The organism is Dactylosporangium sp. CA-092794 (assembly GCF_050948465.1).
Taxonomy (GTDB): Bacteria; Actinomycetota; Actinomycetes; order Mycobacteriales; family Micromonosporaceae; genus Dactylosporangium.
The window spans coordinates 9,996,727-10,019,749 of record NZ_CP192044.1 but is presented as its reverse complement, the minus strand read 5'-3'; the positions used below and the strand labels follow the sequence as shown (position 1 = coordinate 10,019,749).

The window sequence follows — 23,023 nt, the reverse complement described above, 5'->3', positions numbered from 1 at the left end:
CCGTCGGACGTGGGCCTCGTCGGCCACGCCTGCATCCGGCGACAGGTCATGTACCTGCGGCAGCACGTGGACGGGTGCCCGCTGCTACACGGTTCTTGAAGCGCAGCGGCGCTTCGCCGACCTCGCGTTTGAACGCTGTGCTGAACGCGGCCTCCGACGCGTAGCCCAGCTCCGCCGCGAGCGACGCGATCCGGACGTCGCCGTCGCGCAGGGCCCGCTGGGCGAGCAGCATGCGCCACTGGGTGAGGTACGTCAGCGGTGGCGCACCTGCCACCTCGCGGAAGCGCACGGCGAACGTGGTGCGCGACATGGCGGCGGCGTGGGCGAGTTCTTGCAGGCTCCATGCGCGGTCCGGGCGGTCGTGCATGAGGTCGAGGGCCGGTCTGAGGCGTTCGTCGCCCAGTGCTGCGAGCCAGCCCGGCGGCAGATCCGTGGTGCTCATGAAGGCGCGCAGGACTTCGAGCAGCAGGAGCTGACCGTGCTGGCGGATCGCGAAGGCGGCCCCCGGCTTGCCGCTGGTCATCTCGTCGACGATGCGGTGCACGCAGCCGCGCAGCGAGTTCGTGGCTGGGATCGACGGCCCGACGTGCACCACCGGCGGGAGCGCGTTGAGCAGGAGCGCCCGGCCGGCCGGGGTGAGATCGATGCGGCCGCCCACGACCACGTCGTCTCGTTCACGGTCGACGGCGAACGAGAAGTGCTCGTCCGGCACGACTTCGCGCGGTGGCTCGTCGCCTGTGCCGCCGTCGAGCCGTAGCCACGACCGGTCGTTGAGAATCGCGACGTCGCCGGGCTCGAGAGTCAGCGGCGCGTCGAGGCCGTCGGTGGTCAGGCGGACCTGCCCGTACGGGACGGCGAGGAACTTGAGCGGGAGGTGCACCTCGCCGCGCGTGAACCACCGCCCCCGGGCGGCGAACCCGCCGGACAGCACTCCACGAACCTCGACCAGATCGAACACCTCGGACAGGCGATCAACTGCCACGCCCGTACCCTCGCACAAGAATTGCGAACGGACAACCATTCAACGTTCAGCATTCGGCGCGCAGGCTGGAGGCATGCGACACCCCCGATCAGCAATGCACGCGGAATAGGAGTTGAGTGCCATGAGCTCCGCCTTCACCGAAACCGCCGGCTTCGGAGTCAACCAGGCCAGTCCCGTCATCGCCTACGGCCCAATGACCATCCCCGTCCCCGGCCGCGCCGTCGACCTGCAGATCAAGGTCTCCGTGCCCGAGGCCGGCGAGGAACTGCCGGTCATCGTGCTGTCCCACGGGAACGGCCCCTCCAACTTCGTTTCGTCTCTGCACGGGTACGGTCCGGTCGCGCACTTCTGGGCCGCGCACGGTTTCGTCGTCATCCAACCCACGCACCTGGACTCGATGACGCTCGGGCTGCGCGAGGCCGACAGTTTCGAGGCGCCGCTGTACTGGCGTACCCGGGTCGAAGACGTGCGCACGATCCTCGACCACCTCGACCGGATCGAGTCGACCGTGCCCGGTCTGAGCGGGCGTATCGACCGTAGCCGCATCGCCGCGGTCGGCCACTCGATGGGCGGGCACACCGTGGGGATGCTCTGCGGCTCGACGGTCACCGACCCGGTCAACGGCTCGCAGGTTTACCTCCCCGACCAGAGAATCAAGGCGGGCGTGCTCCTCGGCGCGCCCGGCCTGGGCGAGGACCTCGCGCCGTACGCGACCGAGCACTGGCCGATCCTGCGCACCACCCGCTTCGACCGGATGACGACGCCGGCGCTGGTCGTCACCAGCGACGAAGACACGAACACGTATTTCAGCGAACGCAAGGACTGGCGTGCCGACGCCTACCGCCTGGGCCCGGGCCGCAAGAGCCTGCTGTGGCTGTACGAAGCCGGACACAGCTTCGGCGGCATCAGCACCTACGACGCGGCGGAAACCACCGACGAGAACCCCGAGCGGGTCGCCGCGCTCCGCGCACTGGTGTGGGCGTACCTGCGCAGCGAGCTTTATCCGGACGACAAGTCCTGGAATGAGGCGGTGACCATGCTGCAAAGCATGGACACCCCGTGGGGCCGAACCGAAACCAAACCCTGACCTCGGCAAAGCGCCCAGGGCGGCGGAGCGTGCGATCATCGGGTACCGATCGGGCCGGAGGAGGCTGCGCTGGACGAGGATGCGGACGACCCGTACCTGTGGCTCGAGGAACTGGACTCACCACGCGCGGTGCGGTGGGTGACGGACCGCAACACCGAGACGCTGGCCGCGTTCGCCGATGAGGGGTTCGTCCGGGCGAAGGACGCGATCCGGGAGGTGCTCGACAGCAAGGACCGGATCCCGTACCCGGACTGGGGCCGCGATGGCCTCTACTACGACTTCTGGCAGGACGCGGACCACCCGCGAGGGTTGTGGCGGCGGACCACAGTGGAGCAGTACCGGCGCGACGAGCCGGAGTGGGACGTCCTGTTCGATGTCGACGCGCTGAACGTGGCCGAGGGTGAGAACTGGGTGTGGGGCGGCGCGACGGTGCTGCAGCCCGGTTACGACCGCTGCCTGGTCAGCCTCTCCCGGGGTGGCGCCGACGCCGTGGTGGTCCGCGAGTTCGACCTGCGCGGCCGGGTCTTCGTCGAGGACGGGTTCGCGCTGCCCGAGGCGAAGAGCGACGTGGACTGGATCGACGCCGACCACATCTACGTCGCGACCGACTTCGGGCCCGGTACCCTGACGGCCTCCGGTTACCCGCGTGTGGTGAAGCGGTGGCGGCGCGGCACCCCGCTGTCGGAGGCGGAGCTCGTTTACGAAGGGCACGTCGACGACATCTCGGTCAGCGCGGGCCACGACCCGACGCCCGGCTACGAGCGCGACTTCGTCAGCCGGTCCCTGGACTTCTACCGCAGCGAGCTGTACCTGCGCCGCCCGGCCGGCGACCTCGTCAAGATCGACCTGCCGGACGACGCCGACTGCGGCATCCAGCGGGACTGGCTGCTGATCTGGCTCCGGTCACCGTGGACGGTCCGCGGTGTGACGTATCCGGCCGACGTCCTGCTGGCTGCCCCGTTCGGCGCGTACCTCGACGGCCGGCGGGACTTGAGCGTCCTGTTTCAGCCCGACGAGCGCACGTCGCTCGGCTCGTACGTGTGGACGCGCAACCACCTGATCCTCACCACGATGACCGACGTCCGGACCCAGCTGCACGTGCTGACCCCGGGCGCCTCGGGCTGGCGCCGGCGGCCATTTCCCGGGGCCGGCGAACTCGACGACACGTGGATCGTCGACACCGATCCCGACCACGACGACTCGTACCTGACCGCCTCGGCCGGGTTTCTGCGGCCGGAGACCCTGAGCCTGGGCACCGTCGGCGGCGGCGTCGAGGTGCTCAAGCGGGCGCCCGCGTTCTTCGACCCGGACGGCATGGAGGTACGCCAGTACTTCGCCGCCTCCGCCGACGGCACGCGCGTGCCGTACTTCGTCGTGGGCGGGGCCACCGCCGCGCCGACGCTCCTGACCGGGTACGGCGGCTTCGAGATCTCACAGACTCCGTACTACGACGGCGTCATCGGGCGTGGCTGGCTCGCGCGGGGCGGCACCTACGTCGTGGCGAACATCCGTGGCGGCGGCGAGTTCGGTCCGGCGTGGCACCAGGCGGCGCTGCGCGAGAAGCGGGTCAAGGCGTTCGAGGACTTCGCCGCGGTCGCGGCCGATCTGGTGACCCGCGGGATCACCACCCCGGCACAGCTGGGTATCGAAGGCGGCAGCAACGGCGGACTGCTCATGGGTGTCATGCTGACCCGCTATCCCGCGCTGTTCGGGGCGATCGTCGCCACGGTGCCGCTGCTCGACATGCGCCGCTACACCAAACTGTTCGCCGGCGCCTCATGGATCGCCGAGTACGGCGACCCCGACGACGAGGCCGACTGGTCCTACCTGCGCGAATTTTCGCCGTACCACAATGTCCGGCCGGACCGGTCGTACCCCCCGGCCCTGTTCATGACCTCGACCCGCGACGACCGCGTCCATCCTGGACACGCGCGCAAGATGGTGGCCCTGCTGCGCGAGCACGGCTACGACGTCTCCTACTACGAGAACATGGAGGGCGGGCACGGCGCGGCCGCGGACAACGAGCAGGCCGCCACCCTCTGGGCACTGACCCTGGAGTACCTCTGGCGCCAGCTGCGCGGCACCGCGGGCTCTCCACCACACGGGTGAAAGGCCCGCGGCGGCACGATCCTGGCCGCCGGAGGTGCTGTCTCTGAGGGTCGTCGCTCTGTTTCCTCGTCGAGCACCGCACGGCCGCGCGGTGGCTTCCACCGAGCGGGCACGTCGAACCGGGTGAGCCGCCGCGGGAAACGTCATCGGGTGTCGGCTCGGCCCTCGATGCGAACTGTCGGTCCGATGATCCCGTGAGGGCTCGTCCGAGGTCAGCCGGTGTGTTTCGGTCCGGCGTCGTCCGGTCCGGTGGCGTCGGCTGCAGTACTTTGTTGCTGTACAGGCGTGGTGGACAGCCCCGGTGGGCGTGTTCGTGGCGACCTCTGCAACATGCCGGCGCCCCAGGCTACGAACTTCTTCGCCCTGCGATCCGGGCGGCCGAAGTAGAACGCCGGAGTCAGAAAGACCAGTCCAGCCGTGATAAAGACGATGAAGGTACGGAGCAGCGATCCACCTTCGACGACGTAATGTGCAGCGGCCAGAATGACGCCCCACGCGAGGGCAAAACCCAGTGCCATTGCCGCCCGTTTTTGTCGCACCGTAGTCCTCTGCTCGGCTTCTGCCGATGACCCTACTCGCTGGCTGGCCGCCGCGGGCAATGGAACTCGCTCGATCAGCGACTCGCAGATGTGCACGTCCCGCCGGGAGTCGTCCTTCGGCGGGCAGCGCTCGCACGTGACGGCGCGGATGGTCGCCGGTCTCGTGGACGGCCTGACGGAGGCGTGGGAGCCAGCCCTCCGGACTCGGCGGGAGATGGCGCCCGGCTCGCCCGTGCGGGTGCTCGACCACCTGCTGGGCGGGCGCTGGCGTGGCCGGATACGGAGACTCTCCGTGATCATGATGCCCGCGCTGGCCGCACCACGCGTTTGCCATGATCCCGGAACCTTTCGGTACACAGGGGTACATCACCACTCCGTGATCATGAAAAACCCTTGGTGTCGACGCCGGGTTGCGCATGATCACGGAGACTTCCGGCCGCTACCGACGGTCAGCGGTGCGACTGACGCGGGTCGGTGGCCTCATCGTCGTCCACCGCCTGGATCCGATGAACCGAGCCGAGGGCCAGCCGGTGCAAGGGACAGAAACGGCCAAGCCGGAAGGTGCGCCAGACATCGCGGTCAAGATTCCACGCCGCAAGCATCGATACCGAACAAGGCCGGTGGAGCCAGAGCCGAAACGACCGGCACCAGGTACACCGGCCCGCAGGCGCGATGCGGCAGGACCTCCGCATCGCGCGCCACGACGAGAGATGTCCCTTCGCTCAGGGTGTTTCTGGCAGCACCACAAGTCCGGTTCGCTGCACGATGTCCATGACCTGCTCCACTCTGGCCATGTCCCAGGGAACCGGCTGTTCGCCGGGACGTGGGTCGTCGCCGCCCTCGATGAACAGATCCTCTGGGCCGGCCGGTGTGAAGAGGAACAGCGTCTTGGTCGGTACCTCGGTGATGTTTTTGAACCGGTGCCGACGATGGCGCGGGATGAAGACGAAGTCTCCCTGGCGGCCGACGAACGTGCGGTCCCCGTCGAGAAATTCCAGTTCGCCGTCGAGGATATAGAACGCTTCGTCCTCATCGGTGTGTGCATGGGCGATCGGTCCGCTGCCCGGTGGCACGATCGCTTCGACGAAACCGAGCGAGCCGCAAGTCTCAGCCTTGGTCGACTTCATCGTGTAGATGTCCCCGGACACCCACTTTGTGAGCCCCGTACCAGCAGGCACGTGCAGCAATCCCTGCCGGTTGTCTGGTGCAAAGCTCATGACACTCACCTCTCCTGTATCGTCCCTGGTAAATAACTTACTTGTACAAGCATTTTTTTGTCAAGGTCGGGTACACTGTCGTCGTGGCCAGCCCGTTGACCAGCGATGAGGAAGCCGCCTGGCGTGCGCTCGCGAGGGTCGTGATCGTTCTGCCTCGGTTGATCGACGCCGAACTCCTCCGGGTCGACAATCTGACGCTCAACGAATACACGGTGTTGATGGTCCTGTCGGAGGCACCGAACCACGCGCGGCGCATGGCGGACCTCACCAACGACGTGCCGATCACCCCCAGCGGACTCACTCGTCTGATGGAACGGCTCGAACGGCAGGGGATGGTGACGAAGATGAGGGCGGACACGGACGGACGCGGACAGCTGGCCATGCTCACCGAGAAAGGCATGGAACGCCTCCACAATGCATGGCCCGGCCATTCCGACAGCGTTCGTCGGATCGTCCTGGAGAATCTCAGCGGCCTCGATCTACCCACACTGACGCGGGCACTCAACGGGATCGCGTCCTACCAAGTGGATCCGGGCACGAACCGGCGCCGGGGCTGATCGAAGAATGGCGTTAGCTCCATAGTCGGCACTCGTCCAGGGACCAACGGTGATGGGCTCGTTTGATTGGCCCTTGGGATCGGAGTCAGCCTCCTTGGTCGCGTCGGCGAGCAGCCAGCCTGCCGACCGAGTGCAGTTGGCGCGGTCAGCCGCCAAGCCCTCCGAGGCCGTAGGCCAGCCACGTGACGAGGTCCGCTGCCAGGTCAGGACCCCGCCAACCAGCGAGCCGGCCGACATCGCCCCGAGGAAGAATCCGTAGACGGCGACGTCGGTGGCCCCCTCCTGGTGGAGGAGCAGCAGCGTGGGCAGGCTCGTGCCGACCAAAGCGGCGGCCGTGGCGGCGGCGACCACGGCGGACATCTCACGGTTGCGCAGCAGGCCGGCCAGCACTTGCCGGATGGTGACCTGGCCCGACCAGCATGGACGACTTGCGCAAGGCCGTTGGTCCGATCGCCGACGTCCTAGTGTTCTGAGTCGTTGCGGCGGGTGAGTTCGGCGAACCGAACTTGGCAGAATAAGAACCGCGTCTTCCCTGTTGAGGGGCCGGATGTGACCGTGGTCCCGGTTCGGCGTCGTGCTCGGGCCCGAGGTTGACACGGCCTCGGCGATGGTTGGCGGCCAGCTGCGTGGGAGCTCTTCGAGGGGATCTCGTTGTGGCGCACTCCAGGTCCATCCTCGGGTGCGCGGGGAGCACCGACGGAAGCCGTACGGCACGGGGGCCAACTGGGGGACCACCCCCGCGTGTGCGGGGAGCACAAGGTGGCGCGGAGGGTCCGCCGCTACGTGACCGGACCACCCCCGCGTGCGCGGGGAGCACGAACGCCCGACCGTTCGGGGCGGCGGCAGGGGACCACCCCGCGTGTGCGGGGAGCACTCCATGCGGACGGCAATGACAAGTGGTCGCTCGGGACCACCCCCGCGTGCGCGGGGAGCACGAGGGCCCGGCTCCGCTCGCCGTACTCGTCTGGGGACCACCCCCGCGTGCGCGGGGAGCACCAGGGCCGGTGCGCCTGGATCGCGTCGGTCAGCGGACCACCCCCGCGTGCGCGGGGAGCACCTGTGGCTGCACGGGTGCGGTGGTTGCTGGCAGGGACCACCCCCGCGTGCGTGGGGAGCACATATACCCGGCAGCGTCGATGGCCTGAGCGAAAGGACCACCCCCGCGTGCGTGGGGAGCACGCCGGGCAGCCCTCAACCGCCCGTGGTGTCGGGGGACCACCCCCGCGTGCGTGGGGAGCACAGGTAGTCACCCAGCTGGATCGCGGCGAACGGGGGACCACCCCCGCGTGCGTGGGGAGCACAACCGCTTGCTGGAGGCGCTCGTCGTCACGTGCGGACCACCCCCGCGTGCGTGGGGAGCACCTTCGGCTGTTCTGTCCACAGTGGAGCCGGTCAGGACCACCCCCGCGTGCGTGGGGAGCACGGATTGTTGTCCGGGGGCGGCGTCGACGCGGTAGGACCACCCCCGCGTGCGTGGGGAGCACAGTTCCATTGCTTGAAGGTCATCATTTATCCAGGGACCACCCCCGCGTACGTGGGGAGCACGCGACATCCTCGCGCCGAATCGTGACCAGCCCAGGACCACCCCCGCGTACGTGGGGAGCACGCCTTTCTGCGGAGCCATGACGGTCCCTCTTTCGGACCACCCCCGCGTACGTGGGGAGCACCGAACATGTTCATCCTCGGATGCGGGACAATCAGGACCACCCCCGCGTACGTGGGGAGCACACTTCCTAACCTGCAGGTCCGTAGATCAACAGGCGGAATTTTGATTAGTCGTCGGCGACAGCGCGATCTTCCAAACGGTCATCGACTGCCAAGCGAAGATCTTCGATAGCTTCTCCAGCACGCGAGTACTCTATCTCGTCGTCTCCGGTCTCCAGGCTGGGCGAACTGGTACGAGTCGGTGTTGGTCTCGACGATGTTGCCGCCGAAGGTGAGCCGGGCCGCGATCGCGGCGCGGGACCGCAGGTCGTGAACGTGCTGATCCACTGGAGCGCGACTTGTTGGAGGCGATTGCGGCGGACGCTGTCTTTCGTCGCGTGGGGTGTGGACCCAAAGTGGGGCGGGGAGCACGATCAGGCGCCGGCATTGTCGCCGCTCGGCCTGGGACCATCCCCGCGTGCGCGGGGAGCACTACTCGCCCTTGATCGTCCACCCGCCATCCACGGGACCATCCCCGCGTGCGCGGGGAGCACGAGGCGGCGATCAAGCTGCACGACGCGACCGGTGGACCATCCCCGCGTGCGCGGGGAGCACCTGAAGATCGGCGTCTCCACGGTCGCAGCAGCGGGACCATCCCCGCGTGCGCGGGGAGCACGTCTTTTCCGTGTCCGCGTACCACTTGATGTTGGGACCATCCCCGCGTGCGCGGGGAGCACGCACAAGCCGAGCGGAACGCCAAACGTGAGTGGGGACCATCCCCGCGTGCGCGGGGAGCACACGCGAGGGGTCGAACGAATTCCCCCGCATCACGGACCATCCCCGCGTGCGCGGGGAGCACACGGTTGGATGGAGAGTCAGCGTGCGGTAGACGGGACCATCCCCGCGTGCGCGGGGAGCACGATTGCCTGAGTCTTCATCAGTCGCTCGAACAGGGACCATCCCCGCGTGCGCGGGGAGCACGAATGTTGGTCAGACCGCGTCCCGTCCGCACCAGGACCATCCCCGCGTGCGCGGGGAGCACAGGCTCCCTTTCTTCTGGACTATCGCTTGAAGCGGACCATCCCCGCGTGCGCGGGGAGCACCGGTTCAGCAGGCGCACCGTCGTACACGACGGGGGACCATCCCCGCGTGCGCGGGGAGCACGCCTTCCCGCGGATGAGGGTCGTCGTCAGCGTGGGACCATCCCCGCGTGCGCGGGGAGCACCGCTCTTTGTCATTGACGAGAGCCCGTAGCTCAGGACCATCCCCGCGTGCGCGGGGAGCACTGCAGACTCTCCCGTTCGTCAGATGTAAGCACTGGACCATCCCCGCGTGCGCGGGGAGCACACTTCTTGACCTGCAGGTCCGTAGATCAACAGACAGAGTTTTGATTAGTTGTCCGCAACGGCGGCGGTTGCTTGGATGGTCAGCAAGGCGCCTCGCGGGTGCGCTCTGGCAGTTCTTCGGGTGCGGGCGTGCCACCCATCTTGCGACGTTGGGAATGGCACGTGTGTCCATGTGACTGGTTAGGGCCACGTTCGCGGGCGGGAGGCATTTCTCATCCGAGTGTTCAGCGGTCTGCTGCGTGGGATGATCCGGCACGGGAGGGGCGGTACGTGCGTCGGCGGTGGGCCTTTGCGGAGGGTTTTCGCGAGTGCCGTGAGGAACGCTTGAGGGGCGGCAGGTTGGGGATCGAGGGTCAGGGTTCGTCGGTTGGGGTCTGGTTGGGGCTGTTTGGGCGGGGTCGGCGGCCGAACCTGCGGCGGCGGGATGCTTTGCTCCAGCCGGTTGGTAGGGCGGCGTTGAAGAGGGGCTTGGCGGGGCGGCGCATCAGGGTGATGCCGTCGAGGTCGGTGGGTGTCCAATGGTGGTCGTGGACCTCGAAGGAGAGCCGCTGTTCTCCGTTGACCTGGTAGACCATCAGTGCGCGGCCGGGGCCGGCCATGTCGACCACGCGGGCCCACAGTCGGCGGCGAACGCGAGTGCTGACGTGTCCGACGTAGACGCCGGCGGAGAGTTCGATGAGCCACTGTGTGAGGTGGCCGCGCAGGCCGGGTGGGCAGGCGGTGAGGATGACGACTGTCATCAGAAATCGACGTCTTCTGCGGCGTTGGTGTAGTTTCGGCCGGCTGGCACTTCGTAGCCGCTGTCGTCCCACAGGCTGAGGCTGTCTTCTTCGTCGATCTCGCCGGAGGGCTGCGGCTGAAGCAGCAGCGTTCGGATGTCGCGGACGCAGCGGTTGAGGATGCTGCCGTCGTGCATTCGGTCGCGCATGGCTCGGCGGGTGTCGGCGCCGATGTCCGTGGAGTCCGCGGCGGCTATGTCGAAGGCGACGGGGATGGTCATCTCTGCCTTGTACAGGTCGGCGATGTCGTAGACGAATGCTCGTTCGTGTCCGGTGTGGACGAAGCCGAGGCCGGGTGCGGCGCCGAGTGCGACGATGACGGCGTGTACGACGCCGTAGAGGCAGGCGTGGGCGGCTGACAGCGCCTGGTTGACGGCGTCGCCGGCGACGAAGTTGTCGGGGTCGTATTCGCGCTGGTTCCAGCGCACGCCGGTCCGTGCGGCGTGTTCGCGGTAGGTTCGGCGGACCCGGGCGCCTTCCTTGCCGCGCAGCTGTTGCATGGTGAGGTTGGCGGTGTCCTCTCCGGGGAAGCGCATGGCGTACATGGCGCGGGCTACGGCGAGGCGGCGGCCGCGATGGCTCACTGCTGCGGCCTGGGCTGTGAGCAGCCGGCTGGAGGAGGCGAGCGAGCGGCCGTGGGCGTAGTAGCGCACGCCTCGCTCGCCGACCCAGACGGCGGTGGCGCCGTGGTCGGCGAGCAGGGCGATGGCCTGGTGCGTCATGCTGGTGCCGGGTCCGAGGAGCAGCACGCCGACGGACGCCGCCGGGATGTGCACGACGCCTCGGTCGTCGGTGGCGGTGATGGCGTTGCTGTCGCGGTGGATGACGCTGCGCTCGAGATAGATGAAGCTGATCCGGTCCTCGGCCCGGGTCAGGTCGGGCAGTTCAGATGGTGGTACACCAGGGATCTGCATCAGTGGGCCGCGGCGATGGTCAGCAGACCGCAGCCGTAGGCCTTGGCGTGGCCGATGCCCTGGACCAGTGCCTGGCGGAAGGCGTCCGCGTCGGTCACGTCGAGGACACCGTCGTAAGTGGCCGTGGTGAGGGTGACGGAATGCATGCCGCGGCTGAAAATCAGGGTCTGGCGGTGCCGCAGCATGAGGTTCGGTTCGCCGTCCTGCTGGACGGCGACGGAGAAGCCGTAGCGAGCGGATCGGTCGGTCAGCCATTTGGTCTGGTCGGCCGGTCGCAGGTGGCCGAAGCGCTGCGTGTCTTTGGCGTCGGCGTTCTTGCGGCCGCTGTGGCTGGGGTTGGCGGTGAGGCGGAACGCCCACCGCTGCCCGGGGCGCAGCGAGGCGAGCAGCCCGTCGTAGTCGCGGGTGGTCCATGCCTCGGCGGTGGTCTGGCTGTGGTTGCCGGCCTGGTGGACGAGGTGGGTGAGGTCGGGCCGTCCCGGGCTGACGATGTAGAGCTGCACGGTGCCGTTGGTCGCGGTGTCGAGGCGCCACAGGGTGCGGGCGCCGGGCCGGTCGTGGTCTTCGGGTACGGCGAACGCGGCCCGCACGGCGGCGTGCATGGCCTGTGGTGAGGCCAGCAGTTTCCGGGCGCCGCGGCGGGCGGTGTCGATCGTGAACCGGGTGAGGAACATGTTCAGCCTCCCAGCAGGCTCAACGGGTCGTGTTCGGCGACGCCGGCGCGTTCGGCGAGGTCGTTGGCGACGGTGACGTGTTCGCGGTGCACGGCGCGCCAGGTGTGGCGGCGGTGCTCGGGGTCGAAGCTGACCGGCACGTCGGGAACGGTTTCGTCGATCGGTTCGCCGGGCCGGGCGTCGCGGATGATTTCGAGCCGGACGGTACCGGCGGCCTTGCGCCGCCACCACGTGGCGGCGATCCACGGCCACGTCCTCAGCGCGTCGTCAAGGCCGCCCTCGTGTACGCCGAGGCTGACCGCGCCGGCGGGTGGGCAGCTTCGGCGGCCCAGATAGAGCGGGAAGTGCGGGCGCCGCAGCGCCTCGTCGAGCCCGCTGAGCACCTCGTGGTCTCCGCTGACGGCGGCGAGGAACGCGGCGTCGGCGAGGTAGAACCGGTAGGTCAGCGGGATGCTGACCCGCGGGTCCGCGGCCCGTGCGGTGTGGAAGTCGCGCATGAGCTGGCCGGGCTGGTCCAGGCGTACCCCGAATTCCAGGCCGAGCAGTTCGGTGAGCGGCTCGGTGCGGCGGATGCCCTTGGCCGCGGCGAGCAGGCCGATGACGCCGCTCTTGGTGGGTGCGACCTCGGTGGTTCGGCGGGTGAAGCGGCTGGTGGCTCCCCAGGCCTGCATCGGTCCGGCCAGCCGCAGCAGCAGCACGCTCATGCGGATCGGCCGAGCGCCGCGCCGACCTGTTCCCCGACGCCGCTGACCAGTTCGCCGAACGGTACGGCCGGGGCCAGTTCGGCGAGGACGGCGGTGCGTTCGCCGACCTGGGTCACCCAGCTGCGGACCGGCTGCTCGCCGTAGGCGTCTTCGACCTCGCGGGTGTACTTCGCGAGGGCGGCCGCGGCCTGGCCGATCCGGCCGGCGGTGTCGGTTTCCCGGATCGCCTCCTCGAACGCGCCGACGAGGTTGATCGGCTGGGTGTCGCGGACCCGGACCAGCACGGCGTCGGGCAGTGTCCGGTGGGCGAAGGTGTTCTGCTTGCCGGTCGGTACGCTGCGGGCGAAGGCGGTCAGGAATGCCTCCACGGCCGCCCGGGTGGCCTTCGGGTCGCCGAGGGTTTCGTGCAGCGCGTCGACGTTGATGGTGGCGTACCGGTACAGGGTGGAGGAGTTGAACTCGATGGTGCCGATCATGCCGGCGCCGGTCTCGTCGGCGTCCTCCTTGCGGTCGTCGACGGCGGTGAAGTAGTCGAACTCGTTGTCGACCGCGTGCACGCTGATGGCGTGGGCGACCTGGCAGGCGGCGTCGACGTTGATGTCGGTCATGTCGGCGACCATCCGGCCGAACATGGCGATGTCCACGGAGTGCTCGGTGTTGGCCAGGGCCTTGAACCGGTTCTTGTCCAGGGTGGTGCCGGTGCGGGCCGTGTCTACCGCCGCGGCCGCGATGTTGTCCAGCTGGCGGCGGCTGAGGAACAGCAGGTAGCCCGATTCGGCGTCTTTGAGCTCGCCCTTCTTCTTGTCGGCCTTGGCCACGCCGGCCGCGACGAGCACGTCGGTCGCCAGCTGGGAGGCGGCCTCGCCGGCGAGGCTCGGCTCCAGCTCCGCGATGCGCTCGGCGAGCGACTCGCCGACCCGTTTGGTCCGCTCGCCGAGCTGGGATCGGTCCAGCAGGTCCTTGAACGCCAGCCGGACGGCGCGTTTCCATGCCTGGCTGGACACGCGGGCGCGGCGTACGCCGCCGTAGACGGCGGTCTTCGGCGAGCCGGTGTCGTCGCGGTTGAGGTTGCTCGGCGGGACGGTCTGCAGCACGTACACGTCCACGATGGTGCGGTTCATGTGGTGGTCTCCTCTGGGGCGTCGGTCTGGGCGGGGCGGGCCCGGAAGAACTGCCGGCCCCATTTGGCCTGGATGGTGGCCCGGTATTCGGGCCGGCGCAGGGTCCGCAGGTCGTCGGCGAGCAGGCCGTAGTCCAGCGGGATCTGGTGCTCGCGCAGCATGGTGGTGAGGCTGCGCAGGTGGTAGATGCTCTCTGCGTAGCTGCTCGCGGTGCCCAGGGCCGCGAAGCGGCGGCGCACGCCGTCCGGCCCGCTCACGGCGCGCACCAGGTCGCCCAGCGCGTCGCCGAGTCCCCGGCCGGGCACGTGCATCCGTTCCCGGCGGGATTGTTGGTGCAGCGCGTAGAGGGTGACCGCGTCGTGCACGGCGTACTCGGTGTCGGTGGCCTGGGTGTCGTCGGCGGGCCGGCGGCCGAGCAGTTCGTCGGGCACCCACAGGTAGTCCTGGAGCGTGTAGTCGAACCCGGGCGTGCGTCCGATCCCGCGGCGCAGCCGGGCCAGCGCGCTCACCGCCTCCGGATGGGGTGGCTCCCGCAGGGCCCGGCTCTGCAGCTTCGCGACGATGCCGGCGACGTGTTCGCCGAGCTCGCGCCGCCGATGTCTCGGCCGGTCCCGCGACGGCGCGCCGGGTTGTTCTGTTGCCGCTGTTGTCATGGCTGTTGTACCTCCTGTGTCTGCCTGCCGTCCTGCGGTGCTGCGGCGGCGCCAGCCATCGGTAGCGTCCTGGCCAGGCCGCGGCGGAACCACGCCTCGGCCTGGGAGCTGCAGTAGTGCACCGGCTTTCCGGGGCGGTCCTCGATGAGGCGGCCGGCCCACGCGGCCGGGCCGGCGTCGGCGACGAGCTCGCGGCCGAGCCGGTCGATCGCCCGCCACACGAGCCGCTGCCAGGCGGCCCGTTCCGCGGCCGGGTCGGCGGTCGGGCCGAGGGCGGCCAGCCAGCCGCGGAACGCCCGATCGAGCAGGGCGTATCCGCGCTCGGCGGCCCGTTCGGTCGCGCCGTCCTCGGCGGAACCGCCGGCCGCCCGGGCGAGGTTGCCGGCGAGGCGGCGCAGCTCCTTGACCGCCGCGTCCGCGTCGGCGGCGGCGTCGATCACGGTGGTACGCAGCGACGAATGCTCCACGAGCACGAGGACGTTCATGGTCAGTGCGTCGCTGTAGACCTCGTCGACGACCGACATCTGGTTGCCGTACGCGACACTGGTGGCGCGCGGCCGGACCCGGAAGTCGTTGCCGATCACGTTCCGCACGGCGAGGTGGGCGAGCCACTCCACGACCCGCGGCGACAGTCGCTGAGACGGTTCGTTACCCGGTGGAGGGGGCGGCAGCAGCGTTTGCAGCCCGCGCCACAGCGCCCGCGTGTGGTCGTGCGGCCTGGGCAGGTACACCGGAGTCCGTTTCTGCTGCTTCTCGCGGGGACCGCTGCGGCCCCAGACGCTCATCGGCTCCAGCAGGTGCCGGTCCTGCCACTCCAGCTGATCGCCGTAGGAGATCATGGCGCCCGTGATCGCGGCGCGATCGCCGAAGAGCCGGATGCGCCGCGACTGCCAGGTGTAGAGGCCGAGCAGGCCGTAGGGACCGCGGGTCGAGGCGGGCTCCTCCGCGGCGGTCTGCGACGGCCGTTCCCACGCAGGGAAATCCCGTTCGTCGGCGACCTGCCAGCCGGGCGCCACCGGCAGCAGGTTGAGCAGCAGCGTCTCGCGCAGGGTCGCGCCCTCGACGTGCACGCCGCCGAGCGCGCCGACCGAAGCCACCCCGAGCGGGTACCCCCGGCCGCCTTTCACGCGCGGGTCGCCGAGCGCGCCCGTCTTGATGCCCGAGGTGTCGAAGGCATGGCAGTGCACCAGCCAGCGGGCCGCCTCGGCCGGCGGCATCGACGCCATCCCGAGACCGGCCCGGCTGGTCAGGAACGGCGTGCCGTTGGGCACGTCGGCGATGAGCCTCTCCAGACCGAACGCGTTGTCGTTGCCCGCACGCAGATCGGCGACCTGGTAGAAGGGGTGCTTCGGATGGAGCAGATCGAACCGCTCCCGGACGTCGTCGAGATAGGCCTCGACGTCGCCCGTCGGCAGCCGGCGGTCGCGCCACAGGGCCAGCCAGGCGGCCTCGCCGTCCGGTCCGTCGGTGGCCCGGTGCAGGACCGCCAGCGCCAGGCGCAGCAGCGCAAACGTCTGGGTGGGCAGCTCGCAGGCGATCATGCGCAGGTCGTGCGCCTGCGCGAACAGCTCCAGCAGGCCGACGTCGCGCCGCTGCCCGTTGGTGTCCAGCACCGGAATCCACGCCTCGTCGACGAGTGAATAGCTCGTCACGGGCGGCACCTCCTTCTGGTCGATCGGGCAGGTCAGGCGGCGCGCTCCGCCCGCAGCCCTTCCTCGGGGTCGTAGTGCAGGTCGAAACCGGCGACGGTGGCGCGCCCGTCGGCGTCGATGTCGAGGACCAGTTCGCCGGCCAGCCACGAGCTGGTCTGCCAGGCGCTCACGTCGATCCGGTGCTCCAGGTCCGCGATGACCTCGTCGATCACGTCTGGGGCGGTCATCGAGCGGGGCAGCGGCAGGGTGCACCGGGCGATCTGCCGGGGCAGGGGCCAGGCCGGCTCGTCGGCGGTGGGGACGACTACCCCACCCCCGTCGATCCATGGGGGCAATACCAGTCCCTCGGGGGTACGGACGAGGAGTAGCACTTCGAGTGACTCGCCGTCGGTGTCGCGGACGTGGCCCTGTGCCACGCGCTCGTCGGTGTTGCCGACGCCGCCGGAGAGCCAGCCGATCAGCGCGGTGCCGGGCTCGGCGAGCTCGGCCAGCAGGAAGCTCCTGGCGCGCTGCTCCTTCGCGTCGGCGGCTTCGCGCTGCCGCAGTGCGGCCTCGGCCAGTGTGGGCTGCCACGACGGCGGGCCGACCGGCGCGTCGCCGTAGGCGGCCTGGGTGAGCGTGGCGATGTCGGCCGGCAGGCGTAGCGGCTGTCCGTCGAGGTGCGGCAGCAGGACGGCGGCGGCGCGCAGGAGGGTCGACACGTGGTACACGCGGCGGGAGCCCGGCACCGGCTGCGGGGGCGTCTCGGCCCAGTCGGCGCCGGTGACGTAGCAGGTCGGTGTCGCGAGCGCGGCCGGGCGGGCCGGGCGCGGGTGGCGGTGGAGCCGGCCGATGCGCTGGAGCACGAGGTCGACCGGGGCCAGGTCGGTGACGAGCAGGTCGAAGTCGATGTCCAACGACTGCTCGGCGACCTGGCTGGCCACGACGACGTGCCGGTCCGGGCGGCGGGCGGTGCCGGGCGGCCCGAACGTCTCGCGGAGCCATTGGTCCTTCGCGGCCCGGTCGACGGCCATGAACCGGGAGTGGGCCACGGACACCGGTGTCTGCGGGCCGAGCGCCGCGCGCAGCGCCGCGGCCGTCTGCTGGACCCGCGCGACCGTGTTGCGGACCACCAGCGCGCAGCCGCCGTCGGCCAGCCGCGTGCGGAGCAGCTCCGCCAGCGCCGCCGGGTCGTCGTCCAGGCGCCGGAGCCGGACCTGGATGCCGCGACCGGAGTCCGCGCACGCGGTGGTGGTGGCGCCGCGGTCCGGGCCGGAGGCGCTGACGAGGGGGTAGCGCAGGTCGGTGCGCAGGTCGGCGTACGGGTCGGTGGCGGGTTTGCCACGGTCGCGCCAGCTGCGCTTGGGCGGCGGGCCGAGCCGGCCGCGGTCGTAGGCGGCCATCAGGTCGGCCCGCCGGCCGGCGGGCAGGGTCGCCGACAGCACGACGACCGGGACGCCGTAGCCGCCGAGCCACTGCAGCGCCCGATCCAGGAACTGGCTCATGAAGACGTCGTAGGCGTGGGCCTCGTCGACAACCACGATCTTGCCGGCGAGGCCGAGGTGGCGCAGCGCCAAATGCCTGCCGCGCAACGCCGCGAACAGGAGTTGATCGATGGTACCCACGACAAAACTGGACAGCATCGTGCGCTTCGGGCCGGCCAGCCAGGCGTGCACACCGATGTCGGCGCCGCCCGCGTCCTGGGCGATGCCGCTGGGCAGTGAGGTGAGCCGGAGCTTGTCGTACTCGGGATTGAAGGCCGCTTTGCCGTGTGCCAGCCGCACATCGCGGTCACCGCGCCCGGTTCTGGCGTCCGGCAGCCGGCGCAGCCAGGACAGCATGCGGCCGAACATGGCGTCGCTGGTCGCGCGGGTGGGCAGCGCCAGGTAGCAGCCGGACGCGCCGGTGCGCCGGGCCAGGATCTCCACCGCGGCGAGGGCCGCCTCCGTCTTGCCCTCGCCCATGGCGGCCTCGACGATGATGATGCCCGGCACGGGCATTGTCGCCGCCAGCTCGGCGACGGTCCGCTGCACCGGGCGCGGGGCGGCGCCGGCCGGCAACTGGAACCGTGCGGCGAACAGGTCGTCGACGCCGGTGGGTGGTTCGGCCGCCAGCCAGGGCTCCGGCAGGTCCAGCAGTTCCCAGCCGGCGTGGAGCCGGTCGGCGTCGGTGCCGTCCACAATGTACGGGAAGAACGTCTCGTTGCTGGCGATCCAGTCCGCGACGATGACGAGGCCGGTGAGGGCGGCCTGGACCGGTTGGGACAGCGGCCGGTCGCGCCAGTCGCCGAGCCGGTCGCCGGCGCCGGACCGGTCGCTCATCCAGGCGAGCAGTTCACGCTGGACGTTGCGCCACGCGGGATCACCGAGGAGATGGCCGCGGAAGCGCGCGTCGTTGAGCTGCTGGTCGGTCGGCGGCACGCCGTGGTGGCCGCCGACGACCACGGCATACGGGTGCGGGTCGGTCCAGCCCTGCTCCTGCAGCCAGTCGGCGAGCACGAGGTGGCCGGCGGTGGCGTGCGGGGCGTGGTGCCGGTCGGCCTTGATCTGCCCGAAGTCGTAGGTGAGGCCGTGGTCGCGCATGCGGCCGGCCGGGCCGGGGGCTTGGATGGCGAAGGCCGGCGTGGCCTTGCCGACGTCATGGATGCCGGCGAGCCAGATGGCGAGGGTGCGGCCGTCGGTGTCGCCGCGCGGCAGCTCGCGCGCGACCAAGCGGCGCACGGCGGGGCTGAGCCAGTCGTCCCACAGCCGGGCGGCGACGTCGGCGGTGTCGGCGAGGTGGCGCCACAGCGGCAGCCAACCCACCGGCGAAGTGTTGGTGCGATCGGTCTTGCCCCACGCCGACCGTGCCGCTGCACTGAGCTGCGGCCCGAGGTTCGCCGCCCGGGCGTTCATTGGACGGCCGCCGGCAGCAGTGTGCTCGGCGTGCCGGAGTGCGACAGATACAGCGCGTCCCGGGCCCGGGTCAGGGCGACGAACAGCAGGCAGCGCTCCCGCTGCAGGTCCTGTCGATGGGCGTGCGGATCCTCGGCCGGCGAGGTCACCGCGTTCGGCGCGGGCAGGACGCCGGCGTCGAGCCCGGCCACGGCGAGGCACTGGAACTCCAGGCCTTTCATCCGGTGCATGGTGGCGACCCGCACGCCGTCGATGCCCCGCCGTTCGTCGGCCACGTCGATGCCGGCCTCGCGCAGGGTCTCGCCGATGGTGGTGACCAACCCATTGGTACGGGCGGCGACGCCGATCGCGTGCGGTTCGACGCCCTGGTCCAGCCAGGTGCCCACCTGTTCGACCAGTGCGTCGAGCTCGCCGTCGCGGCCGGGATGCCCGGCCAGAGCCGGGGCGGCGCCGTGCGTGACCGAGTGGTAGCCGCGCAGGGTGTCGTCCTCGTCGTCCAGGCCGACGGTCGGCTGTCCATTGAGGACTCGCACGGAGTAGTCGAGGATCTCGTGGGTGGTGCGGTAGTTGACGGTCAGCCTCCGGGTCCGGCCCCGCACGTGGATGCCGAGCTGGGCCAGGGACACCCGGTTGTCGTAGATCCGCTGGTACGGGTCGGCCAGCAGGAACATGTCGTTGGGCCCGGCCGGGATCAGTGCGCGCAGCAGGCGCCACTGGGCAGGGTGCAGGTCCTGCGCCTCGTCCACCACGACGTGCCGGTACGGCGCGGGCGTGCGCCGGGCGATCTCGGCCGCCTCGTCGGCGAGCTGGGTATGGGTGTACAGGCCGCGTTTGGCGAGCTGGTCCACGACGTGCTGGATCGCGGTCCAGACCTGGTCGCGTTGCGCCGCACCGAGTCCCTCGCCGCGCCCGGCCCGCTGGGCGTCGCGATACGCCTCGACGCTGCTCAACCGCTGCGCGAGCACCACCTGTTCCCACTCACGACGCAGAAAGGTGCCGCTGAACCGGGTCGGCCGGTCGGCCGCGGCAGCTTCCCACAGCGAATCCAGGATGTCGTCGCCGGCCACGCCGATCTTCCGGCCGCGCCGCACGATCTCGTAGGCCAGCTTGTCGATGCTGATCACCTCGATGCGGGAGCGGACCGCCGGGTCCTCGGCGAGCCGGAACAGCTGCCGGCCGAGCGCGTCGGCGAGCGCCCGGGTGAACGTGGTGAGCAGCACCTTGCTGCCGTCGGCGGGTAGCCGGCCGGCGAGGAACACGGCCCGGTGCAGCCCGGTGACGGTCTTGCCGGTGCCCGCGCTACCGGTGACCAGGGCCGGGCCGGTGTAGATCTCGCGGTAGGCCACGTCACGCTGCGTCGGGTGCAGGAACGTGCGCCACAGATCGAAGGGGTGCGCCAGGATCGCGGCGAGCTCCACCGGGCCGGAGACGAACGCGATCCGGTCCGGGGTCCGGCGGGCCGCGGCGGCAAGGTCGCGCGGGTCGGTGTCGGCGGGCTCTCTGCCGGCGAGGATCTGATCGGCCAGCTCGGCCCAGACCTCCTCGGTGGGCATGCCTGAGGCCAAGCCGCTCAGGACGCTGGCCTGCACCTCCGGCAGCAACGTGCAGAGGCTGTCCAGCTGCGGCTCGGTATTGACCCGCCGCAGCAGTGGCACCAGTCCCGGATCGATGCCGAGACGCCGCAGGTCGGCGCTGGAGACCCGGTCGAACAGCCCGTCCGTGGACGGGTCGTCGGGCAGCGTCCGCTCGAACGCCTCGATGCCGGCCTGGTCGCGGACCTCCAGCACGCCGAGCCGCTGGTTGACCGAGAAGACCCGCCGCACCGCGTAGTCATTGGCGTCGTCGTGCGGCAGCACGTCCGTGAGCAGGTAGGAGGCCCCGCCGAGCGCGACGACGATGCCGCGCCAGAAGTCCGAGATCCTGATCGTGCGGACGTTCGGGTCACGCGCCCCGGCCAGCTTCTCCAGGTGCAGCCCGGCATGGGTGTGCTCGGCGAACTTCCCGATCGCCGCGTCGACCAGGCGCTGCACCGGGCGCGGCAGGCCGGCGTATCGGCGCAGGAACTCCCGATCGATGGCCAGGTCGGCCATGTCGCTTCCCCTCCTGGTCGGCTCGCGGTCCATCGGCAACCGTCAGAGTATTGTGAATAGTGACTTCAAGCAAATCAATAATAGATACGGTTCACGAACGGACGGTGGATGGTGGTCCGGCCGATCGGCCCACCGAATCCGGTTGCCGTGTCCGCGGCTCGGTAGACTGGCCGCCGTGCTGGCGGATGCGCGGCTCAAGCAGCGGTACGTGGTGGCCCGCCATCCGTTGGCCCACAACGGGATGAGTGAGGTCTGGCCGGCCCGCGACACGGCGCTGGACCGCGACGTGATCGTCAAGGCGATCAATGTCGCCGGCCTGGACGTGGACGCGGTGCGGCGGTTCCGCCGGGAGGCGCTGCTGACCGCCCGGCTCAGCCACCCCGGCGTGCCTGCGGTCTTCGATCTGGGCGAGCACGAGGGGCGCCCCTACCTCGTCCTGGAGAAGATCGACGGCGTTGACCTGACCGATCTGACCGCCGAGCGGCATCCGTTGCCCATCCCGTGGGTGTGTGCGATCGGCGCGCAGATCAGCAGCGTGCTCATCGCGGCGGAGCGGCTGCGCCTCGTGCACCGCGACCTGAAACCCAGCAATGTCATGCTCGAGCCGAGCGGCGCGGTCAAGGTGCTCGACTTCGGCTTGGCCGTGATCCCCGGCGACGAGCGGTACTCCCGCATCACCGGAACGGGCCAGAGCCTGGGTACCGTCGGATACATGGCCCCCGAGCAGGTCCGCGGCGAGCCCACCGACCATCGCACCGACCTGTACGGGCTGGGCGGCGTCCTGTTCCACCTGCTCACCGCCGAGCCCCCGTTCGACCGTGACACCACGGTGAGCACGCTGTACCACCAATTGAGCACCCCGCCGCCACACCCGGTGGCGTTGCGCGCCGAGACACCGGACGTCCTTGACGATCTGGTGCACGCGCTGCTGTCTGCCCGGCCCGAGGACCGTCCGGGCGACGCGGCCGAGGTCTACGCCGCGCTCGCGCCGCTGGCCGCCCCGCTGCCGCCCCTGCCCGGGCTGGTTACCGACGGCATCGATCCGGTCCGCGCCTACGCCGCCGTCGTCGGCCGGCAACCGGGCTGGTCCACCGGTCCGCGTGCCGCGCCGGACCAGCCGGTCGTGCCGGACGCCGACGAGGCCGAGCGGCTCGCCGGCGCCGGACAGTTCCGGGCGGCCGCACGCCTCTGGCGGCAGCTCGCCGATCGGCAGGAGCGGGAGCACGGTCCCGCGGACCCGCTGGCGTTCGAGTATCGGGTGCGCGTCGCCCTCGCTCACGCCTCGCTGCATGAGCACGAACGTGCGCTGCGGCTGCTCAATGGGATGGTCGAGCAGTGGACGCGGCTGGGCGATGCCGGGCAGGCCCAGGTGCGGCGGCTGCGGGCGGAGATTGAGCGGCTGCAGGGCGGGGCTGACCCGGCCGATTGAGCGTAGCCACGGGCCCGCGGTCGATACGCACCGACCGCGGGTCGCCGAACCGTACCGGCAGCAGGACCGCCTTTTGCTCGGGAAACCGGCCCCCGCCCCGGAAGACCAGCGCGCAGCTCTGCCCGCGCAGCTCCGTGGCCAGCGCCCGCCGGGCCAGCGGCGAGTACATGGTGCGCTGCTTGAGCCACGCGGCCTCCTCGCCGTGCGGGTCGAAGCCACGCCCGCTGGCCGCATGACCGAACGCGTCGTGCACCGCACGGAACATGTCGTTCTCCCCGTCGCTGAGATATGGGTGCGGATTGTGGCTGGCCGCACTGGCGAACACCCGCAACCGCCGGGTGCTGACGTCCTCGACCAGCGCCTCGGCGTCCGGATACGGGTCGGTGTCGACGACCTGGACCGTCACGCCGAGCCCACCGAACTCGACCCTGCCGATGAGGAAGTGGTACTGCCGAACCGTCTCGGCGCTCAGGGCCGCATACGCCGCGAAGGCGCGCTCGTCACGGCCGGGAGCCGCCATGTAGGCATCCGCGATGGCAGTGCCCAGCACCGGATCCAGCCGCACCCGTTGGTACTGCACCGGGTCTCTGTGCTGCCCGCTGAGGCGGCGCGCACCATCACGCAGATACGCAACCGGCTCGAAGAACGGCGAA

At 70.4% G+C, this 23,023-nt stretch carries 17 protein-coding genes and 1 CRISPR repeat array; of the genes, 4 read left to right on the top strand and 13 right to left on the bottom strand.

Going from position 1 to position 23,023, the window contains the following annotated elements:
- Positions 1 to 46: 46 nt before the first annotated feature.
- Positions 47 to 982, bottom strand: a complete 936-nt coding sequence (locus ACQPXD_RS42890; RefSeq protein WP_432828575.1) for an AraC family transcriptional regulator — start codon at positions 980 to 982, stop codon at positions 47 to 49.
- 121 nt (positions 983 to 1,103) lie between these two features.
- Here ACQPXD_RS42890 and ACQPXD_RS42885 point away from each other — a divergent pair, with 121 nt between their 5' ends.
- Both ACQPXD_RS42885 and ACQPXD_RS42880 read left to right on the top strand, forming a co-directional pair.
- Positions 1,104 to 2,069: an alpha/beta hydrolase family protein gene (locus tag ACQPXD_RS42885; protein WP_432828573.1), complete on the top strand. Its 966-nt coding sequence runs from the start codon at positions 1,104 to 1,106 to the stop codon at positions 2,067 to 2,069.
- Between the two features lie 138 nt (positions 2,070 to 2,207).
- The gene (locus tag ACQPXD_RS42880; protein ID WP_432828571.1) at positions 2,208 to 4,178 is read left to right on the top strand and encodes a prolyl oligopeptidase family serine peptidase; all 1,971 of its coding nucleotides are present in this window, start codon (positions 2,208 to 2,210) and stop codon (positions 4,176 to 4,178) included.
- 212 nt (positions 4,179 to 4,390) lie between these two features.
- Here ACQPXD_RS42880 and ACQPXD_RS42875 read toward each other — a convergent pair whose 3' ends face one another.
- Both ACQPXD_RS42875 and ACQPXD_RS42870 read right to left on the bottom strand, forming a co-directional pair.
- Complete coding sequence (locus ACQPXD_RS42875; protein ID WP_432828569.1) at positions 4,391 to 4,696, bottom strand: hypothetical protein; 306 nt, start codon at positions 4,694 to 4,696, stop codon at positions 4,391 to 4,393.
- 743 nt (positions 4,697 to 5,439) lie between these two features.
- Positions 5,440 to 5,934, bottom strand: coding sequence for a cupin domain-containing protein (locus ACQPXD_RS42870; RefSeq protein WP_432828567.1), 495 nt, complete (start codon positions 5,932 to 5,934; stop codon positions 5,440 to 5,442).
- Positions 5,935 to 6,017: 83 nt separating this feature from the next.
- Between ACQPXD_RS42870 and ACQPXD_RS42865 the strand changes: the two genes are divergently transcribed.
- Positions 6,018 to 6,491: a MarR family winged helix-turn-helix transcriptional regulator gene (locus ACQPXD_RS42865; protein WP_432828565.1), complete on the top strand. Its 474-nt coding sequence runs from the start codon at positions 6,018 to 6,020 to the stop codon at positions 6,489 to 6,491.
- A gap of 2,108 nt (positions 6,492 to 8,599) precedes the next feature.
- Positions 8,600 to 9,482: a CRISPR direct-repeat array (repeat unit 28 nt; unit sequence GGACCATCCCCGCGTGCGCGGGGAGCAC).
- A gap of 352 nt (positions 9,483 to 9,834) precedes the next feature.
- Here the strand turns inward: ACQPXD_RS42865 and cas2e are convergent.
- The 9 genes from cas2e to ACQPXD_RS42820 all read right to left on the bottom strand — a co-directional run bounded on the left by cas2e (position 9,835) and on the right by ACQPXD_RS42820 (position 20,941).
- Positions 9,835 to 10,221, bottom strand: a complete 387-nt coding sequence (cas2e, locus tag ACQPXD_RS42860) for a type I-E CRISPR-associated endoribonuclease Cas2e (RefSeq protein WP_432828563.1) — start codon at positions 10,219 to 10,221, stop codon at positions 9,835 to 9,837.
- Positions 10,221 to 11,174 carry a type I-E CRISPR-associated endonuclease Cas1e gene (cas1e, locus tag ACQPXD_RS42855; RefSeq protein ID WP_432828561.1) on the bottom strand — a complete coding sequence of 318 codons (954 nt, stop codon included), beginning with the start codon at positions 11,172 to 11,174 and terminating at the stop codon, positions 10,221 to 10,223. Before cas1e ends, cas2e begins: the two co-directional genes overlap by 1 nt.
- Entirely contained in the window at positions 11,174 to 11,848 is a 675-nt protein-coding gene (gene cas6e / locus ACQPXD_RS42850) for a type I-E CRISPR-associated protein Cas6/Cse3/CasE (protein WP_432828559.1), read from the bottom strand. Before cas6e ends, cas1e begins: the two co-directional genes overlap by 1 nt.
- Positions 11,849 to 11,850: 2 nt before the next feature.
- Positions 11,851 to 12,552, bottom strand: a complete 702-nt coding sequence (cas5e, locus tag ACQPXD_RS42845) for a type I-E CRISPR-associated protein Cas5/CasD (RefSeq protein ID WP_432828558.1) — start codon at positions 12,550 to 12,552, stop codon at positions 11,851 to 11,853.
- Positions 12,549 to 13,673: a type I-E CRISPR-associated protein Cas7/Cse4/CasC gene (cas7e, locus tag ACQPXD_RS42840; RefSeq protein WP_432828556.1), complete on the bottom strand. Its 1,125-nt coding sequence runs from the start codon at positions 13,671 to 13,673 to the stop codon at positions 12,549 to 12,551. The genes cas5e and cas7e overlap by 4 nt, the downstream gene beginning before the upstream one ends.
- Positions 13,670 to 14,326, bottom strand: a complete 657-nt coding sequence (gene casB, locus ACQPXD_RS42835; RefSeq protein ID WP_432828554.1) for a type I-E CRISPR-associated protein Cse2/CasB — start codon at positions 14,324 to 14,326, stop codon at positions 13,670 to 13,672. The genes cas7e and casB overlap by 4 nt, the downstream gene beginning before the upstream one ends.
- Positions 14,323 to 15,978 (bottom strand): type I-E CRISPR-associated protein Cse1/CasA, encoded by a 1,656-nt coding sequence (casA, locus tag ACQPXD_RS42830; RefSeq protein WP_432828552.1) that lies wholly within the window; start codon positions 15,976 to 15,978, stop codon positions 14,323 to 14,325. Before casA ends, casB begins: the two co-directional genes overlap by 4 nt.
- Positions 15,979 to 16,010: 32 nt before the next feature.
- Positions 16,011 to 18,761 (bottom strand): CRISPR-associated helicase Cas3', encoded by a 2,751-nt coding sequence (cas3, locus tag ACQPXD_RS42825; RefSeq protein ID WP_432828550.1) that lies wholly within the window; start codon positions 18,759 to 18,761, stop codon positions 16,011 to 16,013.
- An 86-nt stretch (positions 18,762 to 18,847) separates the two neighbouring features.
- Positions 18,848 to 20,941, bottom strand: coding sequence for a UvrD-helicase domain-containing protein (locus ACQPXD_RS42820; RefSeq protein WP_432828548.1), 2,094 nt, complete (start codon positions 20,939 to 20,941; stop codon positions 18,848 to 18,850).
- Between the two features lie 175 nt (positions 20,942 to 21,116).
- Between ACQPXD_RS42820 and ACQPXD_RS42815 the strand changes: the two genes are divergently transcribed.
- Entirely contained in the window at positions 21,117 to 22,370 is a 1,254-nt protein-coding gene (locus ACQPXD_RS42815) for a serine/threonine-protein kinase (RefSeq protein WP_432828546.1), read from the top strand.
- Here the strand turns inward: ACQPXD_RS42815 and ACQPXD_RS42810 are convergent.
- Positions 22,258 to 22,950: a hypothetical protein gene (locus ACQPXD_RS42810; RefSeq protein ID WP_432828544.1), complete on the bottom strand. Its 693-nt coding sequence runs from the start codon at positions 22,948 to 22,950 to the stop codon at positions 22,258 to 22,260. The two genes, ACQPXD_RS42815 and ACQPXD_RS42810, sit on opposite strands and share 113 nt — an antisense overlap.
- Positions 22,951 to 23,023: the final 73 nt, after the last annotated feature.

Bases quoted from the DNA above. Each gene is read 5' to 3' on its own strand.
- ACQPXD_RS42885 (WP_432828573.1), top strand. From the start codon at position 1,104: ATGAGCTCCGCCTTCACCGAAACCGCCGGCTTCGGAGTCAACCAGGCC.
- ACQPXD_RS42875 (WP_432828569.1), bottom strand. From the start codon at position 4,696: ATGGCACTGGGTTTTGCCCTCGCGTGGGGCGTCATTCTGGCCGCTGCA.
- ACQPXD_RS42870 (WP_432828567.1), bottom strand. From the start codon at position 5,934: ATGAGCTTTGCACCAGACAACCGGCAGGGATTGCTGCACGTGCCTGCT.
- cas2e (WP_432828563.1), bottom strand. From the start codon at position 10,221: ATGACAGTCGTCATCCTCACCGCCTGCCCACCCGGCCTGCGCGGCCAC.
- cas1e (WP_432828561.1), bottom strand. From the start codon at position 11,174: ATGCAGATCCCTGGTGTACCACCATCTGAACTGCCCGACCTGACCCGG.
- cas6e (WP_432828559.1), bottom strand. From the start codon at position 11,848: ATGTTCCTCACCCGGTTCACGATCGACACCGCCCGCCGCGGCGCCCGG.
- cas5e (WP_432828558.1), bottom strand. From the start codon at position 12,552: ATGAGCGTGCTGCTGCTGCGGCTGGCCGGACCGATGCAGGCCTGGGGA.
- cas7e (WP_432828556.1), bottom strand. From the start codon at position 13,673: ATGAACCGCACCATCGTGGACGTGTACGTGCTGCAGACCGTCCCGCCG.
- casB (WP_432828554.1), bottom strand. From the start codon at position 14,326: ATGACAACAGCGGCAACAGAACAACCCGGCGCGCCGTCGCGGGACCGG.
- ACQPXD_RS42820 (WP_432828548.1), bottom strand. From the start codon at position 20,941: ATGGCCGACCTGGCCATCGATCGGGAGTTCCTGCGCCGATACGCCGGC.